The organism is Acinetobacter sp. Ag2, from assembly GCF_001005515.1.
Taxonomy (GTDB): domain Bacteria; phylum Pseudomonadota; class Gammaproteobacteria; order Pseudomonadales; family Moraxellaceae; genus Acinetobacter; species Acinetobacter bereziniae.
In genome coordinates, this window is sequence record NZ_LBNA01000027.1 from 1 (window position 1) to 13,258 (window position 13,258).

Annotated in this window: 11 protein-coding genes; 2 read left to right on the top strand and 9 right to left on the bottom strand. The window is 38.0% G+C overall.

The genetic code is table 11. From position 1 onward, the window contains the following. The 6 genes from AAV97_RS02325 to AAV97_RS02350 form a co-directional block, all read right to left on the bottom strand. Positions 1–1,818: Ig-like domain-containing protein (locus AAV97_RS02325; protein WP_046759696.1), on the bottom strand; the 1,818-nt coding region annotated here is incomplete at its 3' end. A 570-nt stretch (positions 1,819–2,388) separates the two neighbouring features. Continuing rightward, on the bottom strand, positions 2,389–3,132 hold the full coding sequence (lptB, locus tag AAV97_RS02330; protein WP_004824561.1) for an LPS export ABC transporter ATP-binding protein: 744 nt from the start codon (positions 3,130–3,132) through the stop codon (positions 2,389–2,391). After that, positions 3,132–3,698 carry a lipopolysaccharide transport periplasmic protein LptA gene (gene lptA, locus AAV97_RS02335; RefSeq protein WP_004824563.1) on the bottom strand — a complete coding sequence of 189 codons (567 nt, stop codon included), beginning with the start codon at positions 3,696–3,698 and terminating at the stop codon, positions 3,132–3,134. Before lptA ends, lptB begins: the two co-directional genes overlap by 1 nt. Further along, on the bottom strand, positions 3,685–4,230 hold the full coding sequence (lptC, locus tag AAV97_RS02340; protein ID WP_004824565.1) for an LPS export ABC transporter periplasmic protein LptC: 546 nt from the start codon (positions 4,228–4,230) through the stop codon (positions 3,685–3,687). The genes lptA and lptC overlap by 14 nt, the downstream gene beginning before the upstream one ends. 39 nt (positions 4,231–4,269) lie before the next feature. Beyond that, on the bottom strand, positions 4,270–4,809 hold the full coding sequence (locus AAV97_RS02345) for a KdsC family phosphatase (protein ID WP_004824568.1): 540 nt from the start codon (positions 4,807–4,809) through the stop codon (positions 4,270–4,272). Between the two features lie 3 nt (positions 4,810–4,812). Further along, a complete protein-coding gene (locus tag AAV97_RS02350; RefSeq protein ID WP_009584531.1) occupies positions 4,813–5,805 on the bottom strand; it encodes a KpsF/GutQ family sugar-phosphate isomerase in 993 nt (330 codons plus the stop codon). 196 nt (positions 5,806–6,001) lie between these two features. On the opposite strand from AAV97_RS02350, the gene cysS reads away from it, so the two are divergent. Continuing rightward, a complete protein-coding gene (cysS, locus tag AAV97_RS02355; protein WP_009584517.1) occupies positions 6,002–7,423 on the top strand; it encodes a cysteine--tRNA ligase in 1,422 nt (473 codons plus the stop codon). A gap of 67 nt (positions 7,424–7,490) precedes the next feature. On the opposite strand, the gene AAV97_RS02360 is transcribed toward cysS, so the two are convergent. The 3 genes from AAV97_RS02360 to AAV97_RS02370 form a co-directional block, all read right to left on the bottom strand. Then, a complete protein-coding gene (locus tag AAV97_RS02360) occupies positions 7,491–8,990 on the bottom strand; it encodes a succinate CoA transferase (RefSeq protein WP_046759697.1) in 1,500 nt (499 codons plus the stop codon). Between the two features lie 105 nt (positions 8,991–9,095). Next, positions 9,096–10,271: a thiolase family protein gene (locus AAV97_RS02365; RefSeq protein ID WP_171249342.1), complete on the bottom strand. Its 1,176-nt coding sequence runs from the start codon at positions 10,269–10,271 to the stop codon at positions 9,096–9,098. A gap of 83 nt (positions 10,272–10,354) precedes the next feature. Beyond that, positions 10,355–12,136: an acyl-CoA dehydrogenase C-terminal domain-containing protein gene (locus AAV97_RS02370; protein WP_046759699.1), complete on the bottom strand. Its 1,782-nt coding sequence runs from the start codon at positions 12,134–12,136 to the stop codon at positions 10,355–10,357. 492 nt (positions 12,137–12,628) lie between these two features. Between AAV97_RS02370 and AAV97_RS02375 the strand changes: the two genes are divergently transcribed. Next, positions 12,629–13,249, top strand: coding sequence for a TetR/AcrR family transcriptional regulator (locus AAV97_RS02375; RefSeq protein WP_004824579.1), 621 nt, complete (start codon positions 12,629–12,631; stop codon positions 13,247–13,249). Positions 13,250–13,258: the final 9 nt, after the last annotated feature.

Sequence of the window (13,258 nt, forward strand, 5' to 3'; positions counted from 1 at the left end):
ATCGTCAACTACGTTATTTCCAGTGATTGTGACTGTAACAATCACAGTACCGTTGCTGTCAGTAATTTTTACTTGACCAGCTTCATTTGACGAGACTTCGATATGCGTCGTATCTTGAACCGTAGAAGTGATGATTGGCGCTGTTACATCCCCAGCAGTAATATCAAGAGCTTTAGGATTGCCCGCAGCATCTGTCACTGTCACTGTGACCGTTTCACCATCAGCCAATGGGCGAGTCAGTTGAATATCGTCAACTACGTTATTTCCAGTGATTGTGCCTGTACCAATCACATTACCGTTGCTGTCAGTAATTTTTACTTGACCAGCTTCATTTGACGAGACTTCGATATGCGTCGCATCTTGAACCGTAGAAGTGATGATTGGCGCAGTTACGTCCCCAGCAATAATATCAAGAGCTTTAGGATTACCCGCAGCATCTGTCACTGTCACTGTGACCTTTTCACCATCAGCCAATGGACGAGTCAGTTGAATATCATCAACCACGTTGTTCCCAGTGATCGTGCCTGTACCAATCACATTGCCATTGCTATCGGTAATTTTTACTTGCCCTGATTCATTTGAGGTAACTTCGATATGCGTCGCATCTTGAACCGTAGAAGTGATGATTGGCGCGGTTACATCTCCAGCTGTGATTTCAATCGTTTTTGGATTACCTCCTCCATCTGTCACTGTCACTGTGACCTTTTCACCATCAGCCAATGGACGAGTCAGTTGAATATCATCAACCACGTTATTCCCAGTGATCGTGCCCGTACCAATCACATTGCCATTGCTGTCGGTAATTTTTACTTGCCCTGGTTCATTTGAGGTAACTTCTATATGAGTTGCGTCTTTAATATTTGATTCAATAATCGGTGGTGTTACATCTCCTACCGTTATTACTTTTTCTGTTTGATTACCTGAAGTATCAATAACATCTACAATAATTTTGCTGCCATCAGTTAATGTAGTATTTAAATCAACATTTAGCTCCCCATTAGAACCAATTACTCCCTCTCCAATTGTTTGACCAGCTTCATTTTTTATAATAACTTTGCTACCTGGTTCATTTGAAACAATATGAACAGTGTTATTATCAACAATATTTACTTCAACTTCTGGTTTTGTAACATCCCCAACATTTATTGTTTCTGTTGTTTTATTTCCAGCATTATCAATTGCTGTAATTGTAATTTTTTCATTATCGACCAATGGTCTTGTCAAAGTAATATCCAGCGAACCCGCCTGATTTAATTGACCACTACCAATTGTTTTTCCAGTAGAATCAACTATGGTTATCTTACTTGCTTCATCCGCAGTTATTTTAATTTTTTGATTATCTAAAATCTGATGTGTTATTTTAGGAGCAGTCTTATCACCATTTCCAGAATGATTTGAACTTCCACCACTACTTCCTGCAGCTGCGGCTATGCCTATAATTCCTGCTGCACCTGCAACCCATGCCCATACTGGTACTGCTGCATGCTCACCAACCAAATATTCATGAAAATCATTAATACCCAGATAATCAATTTTAGTCACAGTGCCATTTGCATCAAATTCAAGGAATTCAAGTAAATAATGTTTTCCATCTGAAGTTTCTATAGTAAATTCTTTTGGTTTTTCTCCAATAAAAAAGTCTTCAATAACAACTTTTTCTCCGCTTTGTAAATACACCTCCAGATTATTATTAACTTTAACAATTTTGGCTATTTCAGCACTATCTAAATTGACTTTATAAACAGCGTGATGTTTATTCACTAAATCCTGAGTCAGAATTTTAGCCGTTCCTTTTTCATAAATTGTGATGTTTTTCATAATAGTTCTTCCGTCTTATAATTCACTCTTATGCAAAAAAGATAAATAAGTGCGACAAAATTCACAAGTGTATAGTTTTAATAATAAAAATGAATAACATTATAAAAAATATTAGTTGTCTATAATAACTAATATATTTAAAAGAATTTCGTGATGTGCTTATCATTTATTTATTTTTATTCAATATTTTTAGACTGTCTATACGCAATTAAATTTAATTATCGTTTTATATTCATCATTTGCTGTTGCTTTCATCATTTTTACAAATTTATTAATCTTTTATTAATAATCTTATATTCTGATAAAAACCATCTACAGCGTAAGCTGATTAACCATGATTTTTATAGACAAGTGATTTCCATTTAAAATTTACGGGTATTATTGAAACTTAAAAATTATTGATAAATTAAATTTTATATAAAAAATGTAATTTTTTTTATCAATGTAAATAATATTGCAAAAAAAACATATTATGCAAATTTAATAAATTAAGAATTTATTTTTATTTAACCAATAGTTTGTATTAAAAAAAAAATGGAGTATAAAACTCCATTCTTTTAATAATATTAATTAAACAGTAAAATCATCACCCAAATAAACTTGACGTACTGTTTCATTTGCCAATACTTCTTCAGGAGTGCCTTCTGCAATGACTGCTCCCTCACTCACAATATAAGCATGCTCACAAATTGCTAAAGTTTCACGAACGTTGTGATCTGTTATCAAAACACCAATACCGCGATCTTTCAACTGCCGAATAATATCTTTAATATCTCCAACAGAAATTGGATCTACCCCTGCAAAAGGCTCATCCAATAGCATAAACTTGGGATCTGCTGCCAAAGCTCTTGCGATCTCAGCACGGCGACGTTCCCCCCCCGAAACACTCATGCCTAATGAATCTTTGATGTGGGTAATTTTAAAGTCTTCCAACAATTCTTTTAGACGTTGTTGTCGCTGTTGTTTATTGAGATCTTTTCGAGTCTCAAGAATTGCCATAATATTATCAGCGATCGTGAGCTTTCTAAAAATAGAAGCTTCCTGTGGCAGATAACCAATTCCTTTACGTGCACGTTGATGCATGGCTAAGTCGGAAATATCTTCATTATCTAAATGAATTTCGCCTTTATCCATACGAACCAAACCAACAACCATATAGAAGCTTGTTGTTTTACCAGCACCATTTGGACCAAGCAATCCGACTATTTGCCCGCTTTGCATACTAAAAGAAACATCTTTTACCACCCAGCGTTTACTATAAACTTTGGCTAAGTGTTTAATACACAGTGTTTGGCTTTGATTCGAAGCTGTCATTAATCACGTGCTCCAGGGAAAGACTTAGCACTGTTTGGTGGAATAATAATTTGCACACGTCCTTTAGATGAACCTGTTGTATTCGATGAACCCGAAGCTTCAACATCACCTTTGTTCATACTATATTTTAAAGTGCTGCTTCGGATACTTGCTCCATCTTGGTATAGATAAGCATTTCCAATCAGGTTGATAATACCAGTCTCAGCATTGTAAACAATTTTTTGTGCTTCACCGCGCGCCACGCCTTTTGCACTGTCTACCTGCTGTTGAAATTTTGCTGGTCCACCTGTCGCAGTAATAGTGCTAATTTGTTTACTTTTATTCAATTGAGCAACAATTGAAGACGCTTGTAGCTTCATTGTACCTTGTTCAATAATGACATTGCCGGTATAGGTTGTCACACCTGTCGCTTCACTATACGTTGCTTTATCAGCAACAAGTGAAATAGGCTGATTACGGTCTGATGGTAATGCAAATGCCGTTGCTGACAAGCTCAACATACTGATCGTACAGATCGCTTTTCTCAGGAAAGATTGTTTCAGTGAAAAGATCTTAATTAGGTACATACTTTCCTCGAATATTTGCAAATTCATATTGACCTTGGTTTAAATCAGCTTTTAAACCCTGACTAATAAATTCTGCATCAGGTGCATTGACAGTAACTTGGTGAGTTGTTTCGAACTGACGAGTTTTAGGATAGCCTGTTAATTCATCTGTTTGAAATTCCATCGTCCCACGTTCACCAAGTTTAGTTGCTTTAACCTGTCCAGATAAAACAACCTTCTCATTGTCATTAAATCCTCTAGCTTCTTTGGCAAAAAAAGTTGAATCAACTTGATTTTGATTAAACATTGAAGCATTGAGATTGCTGAGTTTAGACGTTTTTCTTTGTAAATCTTGTTCTAGATGATCAACTTGAGCACGAACATAAAGATTGCCCTTTTCATCGGTCTGGACCAACTGAATACCTTCAGCAGAATAGGTCATGCTTTGTGCTGAATTTCCATCCAGCTTTTTACCTTTCCCGCTGTAATAGTAATAGCCACCACTAATTGCCGCAATGACAACAGCGGTCACATATAGAACCTTAGTATCCATAAATTATATTCAACATTTGATCAATCTGAATTTAAGCTATTAATGCGGTATAGCTGTATATTTTTCAAGTAGTTCTTGGTAAGTGCCTTTAGCCATCAGCAACATATCGCAAACTTCCCGTACCGCCCCACGTCCACCCATTGCTTGTGTGACTAAATCTGCTCGACGGCGAACTTCAACATGACCATTAGGTACTGTAACTTTCATTCCAGCCAGTGCAAATGCTGAAAGATCAGGCCAGTCATCGCCCATGTATAAACAATCTTCAGGATCTAAATTAAGTTGTGCACATGCTTCTCTAAGCGCAACACCCTTATCTTCTCGACCTTGGAAAATCAAATCGACACCGAGATCAGACATACGTTTTTCTACGATGTGACTTTTACGTCCAGTAATGATAATGACTTTAATCCCAGATTTTTGGACCAATTTCATGCCCAATCCATCACGAATATCAAATGATTTGATTTCGTCTCCAGAATTGGTCAAAGTCACAAAACCATCACTCAAAATTCCATCTACATCTAAAACCAATGCTTCAATATGACGCGCTTGTTCTAATAAAACATAAGAAGCCATTGATTAATTTACTCCAGCTTGAATCAAATCATGCATACTAATAACACCAATCACTTTATGATGCTCATCGACAACCACAAATTGACTAATTTTCTTTTCATTCATTTTTTCCAAAGCTTCCACAGCTCGTGCTTCTTTAGAAATCGTTGATGGGTTTTTAATCATCACCTCAGACACAGCTAAATTCACATCAAAACCTTGTTGCTTATCAATTAAACGACGCAAGTCACCATCTGTAAAAATACCCAATAAAGTGTCATTTTCATCGACAATCGTGGTTAAACCCAAACGTTTATTAGAAATTTCATACAGTACTTTATTCATAGGTGTATTGGGTAATACTTTGGGTAAGTCATTGCCTGTGTGCATTAAATGTTTCACATGCAATAACAGACGCTTACCTAACGCTCCAGCGGGATGAGACATCGCAAAATCATCCGCAGTAAAACCACGTGCATCTAACAATGCCACTGCTAAAGCATCACCTAATGCCAATGTTGCAGTTGTACTCGATGTCGGTGCTAAGCCCAATGGACAAGCTTCTTTAATATTTCCAAGTGTTAGCGCCACATCGGCATTTTGTGGCATCGGACCTTTATCATCACCACTGATGGTAATTAATGGAACTTCCAAATATTTAATGAGTGGCATCAGCATCATAATTTCATCACTCTTTCCAGAGTTTGAAATCGCAATCAGTACATCACCTTTAACCAACATGCCCAAATCACCATGACCAGCTTCGCCAGGATGCATAAAAAATGAAGGCGTTCCTGTAGAGGCAAAAGTTGCAGCCATTTTCCGTCCAATATGCCCTGATTTTCCCATCCCAGTAATCACTAGACGACCTTGGCATTGCAAAATAATTTCGCAGGCGCGGGTAAAACGCTCATCGATTTGGGTCGCTAAAATTTCTAAGGCATGCTCTTCAATGCGCAAGGTTTCAAGCGCAACTTTTTGAAAATCAACATGATTTGACTTATTTTCAGAATTCAAAATGGACTTACCTTAACTCTAGACGAGTTTTGAATATCAAACGGAATATTTTTGCTATTTTAGCATAGCAATACAATAGCCTGCTTTCCTAAATGTATAAATTTCATTTTCTTAGAAAATTAACGTATAAATCTTTATGAAATATGGAGCTTAGGTTAAGATAAATCACCCTTTTGTTGAAACATTTAGAAAACCTATGCAACCATTTGTTCTTTACAACTCTGAGCAACGTAAAAAAGTTGAATTTGTTCCCCGTAAAGAAGGACATATCGACATGTATGTGTGCGGTATGACAGTTTATGATTACTGTCATATTGGACATGCTCGAGTGATGGTTGCTTTTGACTACATCATTCGTTTTCTACGCAGCCAAGGCTGGAATGTAAAATATGTTCGAAATATCACCGATATTGATGACAAGATCATTGCACGTGCCAACGAGAATGGTGAAAGTATTACGGCATTAACAGACCGTTTTATTCAAGCGATGAATGAAGATGCAGAAAATCTGGGCTGTCTACATCCAGATGAAGCACCCCGTGCGACCGATTATATTGATCAGATGCAAAATATGATTGGTCATTTAGTCAATAAAGGTGCTGCTTACCCTTCTGCAAATGGTGATGTGTATTTTGAAGTTGAGAAATTTGCCAAATACGGTCGCCTTTCTGGACGTAAACTGGATGATATGCAAGCTGGCGCTTCTGAGCGTGTCGATGTAGACGTTGAGAAAAAACATCCATTCGATTTCGTGCTTTGGAAACATGCCAAAGAAAATGAACCTTCATGGGCTTCACCATGGGGCAATGGACGCCCTGGTTGGCATATTGAATGTTCAGCAATGTCGACCTGCTGCTTAGGCAATCATTTCGATATTCATGGTGGTGGTTCAGACCTTTTATTCCCACACCATGAAAATGAAATTGCACAATCAGAAGCTTCTACAGATGAACAATATGTGAATTACTGGATGCATGTTGGTTTTATCAATGTAGATGGTGAGAAAATGTCTAAATCATTAGGCAACTTCTTTACCATTCGTGATGTGATGGAGAAGTTCCACCCAGAAGTGATTCGCTATTTTATTGTCTCTTCACACTATCGCAGCCCAGTGAACTTTTCTGATTTTGCATTAAAAGAAGCAAAAACAACACTTTCTCGTTTCTATCATGCATTTAAGGCATATCAGCAAGTGTATGCTGATCTATCTACAGATGTACTTGATGAAACATTTGTGGAACGCTTTAATATCGCGATGCGAGATGATTTCAATACTTCAGAAGCAATTGCGGTATTGTTCGAAATCATTAAAGAACTGAATCGTGCAGTTAAAGAAGAAAATGCAGAGCAAGCAACGCTTTATTATTCGACTTTACGCCATTTGACTAATATTCTAGGTTTAGTTCAGTACAATGTTGATGAGTTTTTAAAGTCTGATATTGGGCAAGAAGCATTAGGCTTATCTGAAGCTGATATTACAGATTTTATCCAGCAACGTGTAGATGCCAAAAAAAATAAGGACTTTGCGCGTGCTGATGAAATTCGCCAGTCTTTACTTGCTCAAGGAGTGGTACTCGAAGATACTCGTCAAGGTACAATTTGGCGTCGCGCTGATTAATTCAGTCATGTAGTATTTTCCAATAAAAAACCTGATTAAGATCAGGTTTTTTATTGGCTTTATGTTTTTAAGCAGATTTCATCGTTCCTGTTTCTTCAAACTGCGCATGCCAAGACAAAGCCTCACGTAAAAGATGTGGTGTTTGCCCACCTAATACACATGCCCGTTCAAAATAATCCGTCAATTCATTCCGATAAGATGGATGTGCACAGCATTGTATAATTTTAAGCGCACGCTCCCGAGGAGCTAACCCTCTTAAATCAGCCAATCCTTGTTCTGTCACTAAAACATCAATATCGTGTTCTGCGTGATCACAATGACTGACCATAGGTACAACTGAAGAAATTGCACCATCTTTGGCAATCGACTTGCTCACAAAAATAGCCAAATGGGCATGGCGAGTAAAGTCCCCTGATCCCCCAATACCATTCATCATTTTGCTACCGCCCACATGTGTTGAATTTACATTTCCATAAATATCAAACTCTAATGCGGTATTGATTGCAATGATTCCCAAGCGCCGAATGATTTCAGGATGATTCGACAGCTCCTGTGGACGTAACACGATTTTATCTTTATAGCATTCAAAATTTGTCATCACATGCTTGGCACATTCATCAGACAAAGTCATTGAACAACCTGAAGCAAACTTCATTTTGCCAGAGTCAATTAATTCAAATGTACAATCTTGCAAAACTTCTGAATACATTTCTAAATCATGAAAGTTTGAATGTGCAAAACCAGCAAAAACAGCATTTGCAATTGAACCAACGCCAGACTGTAATGGACCTAAGTTTTCAGGTAAACGCCCAAGTGCTACTTCATTTTCAAAGAAGTGTATCAAGTGCTGTGCGATAGCAAGTGTTTCATCGTCTGCTTGATCCATCTTAAATGAAGTATCTGGAATATCATTCAAAACAATGGCTGAGATTTTACTAGGATCGATATGAATACCAAAAGTTCCAATGCGATCACTCACTTGAGTAAGAGGAATTGGATCGCGATAAGGTCGCTTCTTTGGAAGATAAATATCATGCACCCCTTCCAGTATCGGATGAATAGTTGTGTCAATTTCAACAATTACCTGATCTGCCATTTCAACAAAATTTGCTGCATTTCCACATGAACCTGTTGGAATGATTTGTCCATCTTCAGTAATCGCAGTGGCTGCAATAATCGCCACATTGGTTTTTGCTAAATTATGATGGCGAATATTATCTGCAACTTCAGATAGATGTTGATCAATATACATGATCTCGCCTGCATTAATTGCTTTACGTAAAATAGGATCAGCCTGATAAGGGTAACGGCGTGCCAAAGCATGCGCTTCAGTTAAGCGACCATCTATACGGTTACCTAAACTTGCACCAGTCGCCAAAGTAATTTTCAAAGGATGCAGTTGCGCATAATCTGCCAATGCTAAAGGGACTGCTTTTGCCTCGCCTGCACCGCCAAAACCACTTACACCGACCACTGAACCATCTTTGATTAAACTCACAGCCTGTTCAGCACACATTATTTTACTGTGCAGGCAATTTAAGCGTACACGTTCCAAACCGTTAATCATTTAAATAAATCTCAAAAATATAAAAATAAAGCATGAAAGCGCCCACCCCCCCTGCGAACAGGGATGCAGTAGATTTTGAATTATTCGTTTATGAAAGGGATAGGATTAAATTAATTCAATGGCAATTGCTGTAGCTTCACCACCACCAATACATAGTGCTGCAATACCTTTCTTACCACCAGTGCGTTTTAAAGCATGAATAAGCGTGACAATAATGCGTGAACCAGAAGAACCTAACGGATGCCCTAATGCACAAGCACCACCATGGATGTTGACTTTATTTGCATCCAGTTGGAAAGCATCTATCGCCAACATGGCAACCATTGCAAAAGCTTCATTCACTTCCCATAAATCAACATCTTCAACATTCCAGCCTGTTTTCTTTAATACTTTTTCAATCGCACCGACTGGTGCAATCGTAAATTCAGAGGGATGCTGAGAATGTGTCGCATATGCTGATATTTGTGCCAGTGGCTTTAAACCACGTTGTTTGGCTTCTTCACTTGAGGTAATCACCAATGCCGAAGCACCATCAGAAATTGAACTTGAATTCGCGGCGGTAATGGTACCGTCTTTCTTAAATGCTGGACGTAAAGTTGGAATTTTATCTGCTTTGGCATTCAATGGCTGCTCATCTTGCTCAACCACAACTTCGCCTTTGCGAGATGATACTGTAACAGGCACAATTTCAGCTTTAAAATAACCCTTATTAATCGCTGTTACCGCTTTATTCAAAGAACCAATTGCATAAGCATCTTGCTGTTCACGTGTATAGCCCTTTTGATCTGCCATTTCTTGCGCCAGAATACCCATGGACAACCCTGTTTCAGCATCTTCCAAACCTTCCTGAAACATATGGTCAATGACCTTACCATGCCCCATTCGATAACCAGCACGTGCTTTTTCAAGCAAGTATGGTGCATTTGTCATAGACTCCATACCGCCCGCAACAACAATATTCGCCGAACCTGCCTGAATTGCATCAGCAGCTTGCATGACTGCTTTCATACCTGAGCCACAAATTTTATTGATCGTGGTTGCACCCGTTGAATCTGGCAATCCAGCTTGGCGCATGGCTTGACGTGCAGGACCCTGTTTTAGACCCGCAGGAAGCACACAACCATAAATCACTTCATCAATATCTGTAGGCTGTAAACCTGCACGAACAATTGCTTCTTTAATGGTAACTGCGCCTAAATCCGGGGCTGTACAAGCTGATAAAGCACCTTGAAATCCCCCCATTGCTGTACGTACTGCTTCAACAATTACGATCATTTTTATCTCCCTGTCCATTGATTTTAAATCTTGTTTTAAACCACAAAGAAGTAAACAACCTTATGGTTTGCCATTGTCAATCACAATTTTTAAGCCTGTGCTGTAAAATAATCTTCAGGCAGTTGCATAATGAGATCAGCACCAGCTTGGATACGCTGTATTCTTGTCGCTAAGTCTGGAAGCACTTTAGCAACATAATACTGTGCTAAGACCAATTTGTTTTGATAAAAAGTCTCTGATTTACTTTGAGCCGCTTGAGCTATTCGTGCAAACATATAAGTAAAGCTCAACAAGCCAACCACATGTAAATAATCTACGGCAACTGCACTCGGAAAATCTGGACTCACTTTTGACTGCTCAATAATTATTTTCGTGATTTCGTCGACTTGAGCACAGACATCCAATGTGACCGCCTTAATTGATATTGCGTCCTGCATACTGTCGGCAAATTCACGTATTTCTGTCAGATAGTCTGCGATAAAGGCACCATTCGATTTAATTGTTTTTCGTCCAATTAGATCGAGTGCTTGAACACCATTGGTTCCTTCATAAATTTGGGAAATTCTCAAATCACGAATACATTGTTCCATTCCCCATTCACGAATATAACCATGCCCACCGAAGCACATTTGCGCTTCAAGTGCCGCTTCCAGTGCCTTATCGGTCAGATATGCTTTTGCAATAGGTGTTAGCAATGCCACACGCTCATTGGCTTTTGTTATGCAATCAATATCTGTTGAGAATTTGGTGATATCAAGTTGTTGTCCAACATACACAGCAAATGCACGTGATGCTTCATTATTGGCACGTGCGTTGAGCAACATACGGCGCACATCAGCATGAACCAGGATAGAGTCAGCAGGCTTGTCAGGAAATTGTTGACCTGATGCAGATCGCCCCTGCAAACGGTCTGTGGCATATTGCGCTGCATTTTGATAAGCAAACTCTGACGCACCGATTCCCTGAATCCCCATAGAAAGGCGCTCATAATTCATCATAATAAACATGGCTGCTAAGCCTTCATTTTCTTTACCTACAAGATATCCTTGAGCAGCATCGAAATTCATGACACATGTTGCTGAGCCTTTAATTCCCATTTTATGTTCAATAGAACCTGCAGTAACCGTATTACGCTTACCCAATGAACCATCTTGATTGATAAGAAATTTCGGTACGATAAATAAAGAAATACCTCGGGAACCTGTTGGTGCATGCGGCGTTTTGGCTAATACAAGATGAATAATATTCTCACTGAGATCATGCTCTCCACTGGTAATGAATATTTTTGTTCCTGAAATATTGTATGAACCATCATTATTAGGTACTGCCTTTGTTTTGATAATCCCTAAATCAGTACCTGCATGGGGTTCTGTTAGACACATGGTCCCTGACCATTCCCCTGTATAAAATTTTGGTAAGTAAGTGGCTTTTTGTTCTTCTGATGCTGCTTGATCAATTGCCATCCCTGCACCCACAGTCAACAGTGGATACAACATAAATGAAGGATTGCAACTCCAAATCATCTCATCTGCAAGCACGGTCAGCATTTTAGGCATGCCTTGACCACCCCATGCTTCATTGGCACCTAAACCAATCCAACCGCCTTGGGCAAACTGTTGAAAAGCTTCTTTAAAACCACGTGGCGTTTTAACTTCACCTTGGTTAAATTCAGCACCGCCTTCTTCATCCGCACTACGATTTAAATCCAGAATGACATTTTTAGAAAATTTTGCCATTTCTTCTAATATTGCATTGGCAGTTGCCATGTCCAAATGCGCTAAATTCTCGTTCTCTTGCCAGAACGTTTCAGCCTTAAACACATCTTGAAGAATAAATTGCATATCTTTCAGTGGTGCATTGTAAATTGGCATGATTGCTTTCCTTGTGACATGACTTTTCAGTTGCGACTAAAGCCGTGTATAAATCTTTTTGCATTAAAAAAACAAACACCTCATTCATCAACCTAGCTATTTTATATATAAAACATATATAAATTTACAAAGATTGATCAACACTAGAAGTTTGTTTTCTTTAAACACCCCTTAGCTAAAGCCTTATATAATTTGTAAAAATAAATAAATCATAAGCTTTTTAAGGCAAAAGCAAGTCAAAAAACAATAATCCAATTCTTAAAATAATGGAAATACATTTACATAATTTGACCTCATAGGTTCAATTTTATTGACTTTAAAAAAGAAAATTCTTTATCTTTTGCCAATTGATAAATCAATGATTTTTGACTTGGAATCTCAGAGTTCTTTTGAAATATTTTCTTGAAAATGACGACTATAGTTTTATTGAATAACTCAAATAGCTGATATACTCTGATTCTAGTTCTTCATCAGTGGTTTTGGATTAATAGAATGAGTTCAGTGCGCCAACAAAATTTTCTTCTCCGTAAAGAGAAAATTTTAGCAATGGCAGAAACCTTATTGCTTGATAATAATCAGGATATTACTTTAAGTGAGCTTGCCGCAGAACTTGATATTGCTAAAGGCACGATTTACAAGCACTTTAAAAGTAAAAATCAACTCTACCTTGAACTGATTATCTTAAATGAAAAAAGACTCTTAGATATTTCCAAAGCCTACCATCACGACATTAAAATTTATGTCTCTCAATATATGCTGTATAACATGCTGAATTCGAATCGTACGATTCTATTACATGTGATCGAAGAGCGCTTAACCAACAATGAACGCAAGCTCAAAGATTTATTTGAAGAACTTTATTCAATCCGTGAGCAACGAATTTTAGAAATTAAAGACCTCTTTGGTGCACATCTCAAATCATTAAACAGCATTATGTCGATCCGTGATTATCTGTCTTATATTTGGACAGTCACCTATGGCGCATCCCTACTGTTAAATTCAACCCATTATCAAAAGTCAATTGGCTCTCGTGAACGCTTGATTAAACTTTACGTCAATCAAGCCCTGATGACACCTGATAAATTAACTGATTCAGAAACCTCAAATGACTGATATTCATTG

Coding starts and splice junctions, on each gene's coding strand:
- AAV97_RS02370 (WP_046759699.1), bottom strand. CDS start 12,136: ATGCCAATTTACAATGCACCACTGAAAGATATGCAATTTATTCTTCAA.
- cysS (WP_009584517.1), top strand. CDS start 6,002: ATGCAACCATTTGTTCTTTACAACTCTGAGCAACGTAAAAAAGTTGAA.
- lptA (WP_004824563.1), bottom strand. CDS start 3,698: ATGTACCTAATTAAGATCTTTTCACTGAAACAATCTTTCCTGAGAAAA.
- lptB (WP_004824561.1), bottom strand. CDS start 3,132: ATGACAGCTTCGAATCAAAGCCAAACACTGTGTATTAAACACTTAGCC.
- AAV97_RS02345 (WP_004824568.1), bottom strand. CDS start 4,809: ATGGCTTCTTATGTTTTATTAGAACAAGCGCGTCATATTGAAGCATTG.
- AAV97_RS02360 (WP_046759697.1), bottom strand. CDS start 8,990: ATGATTAACGGTTTGGAACGTGTACGCTTAAATTGCCTGCACAGTAAA.
- AAV97_RS02375 (WP_004824579.1), top strand. CDS start 12,629: ATGAGTTCAGTGCGCCAACAAAATTTTCTTCTCCGTAAAGAGAAAATT.
- lptC (WP_004824565.1), bottom strand. CDS start 4,230: ATGGATACTAAGGTTCTATATGTGACCGCTGTTGTCATTGCGGCAATT.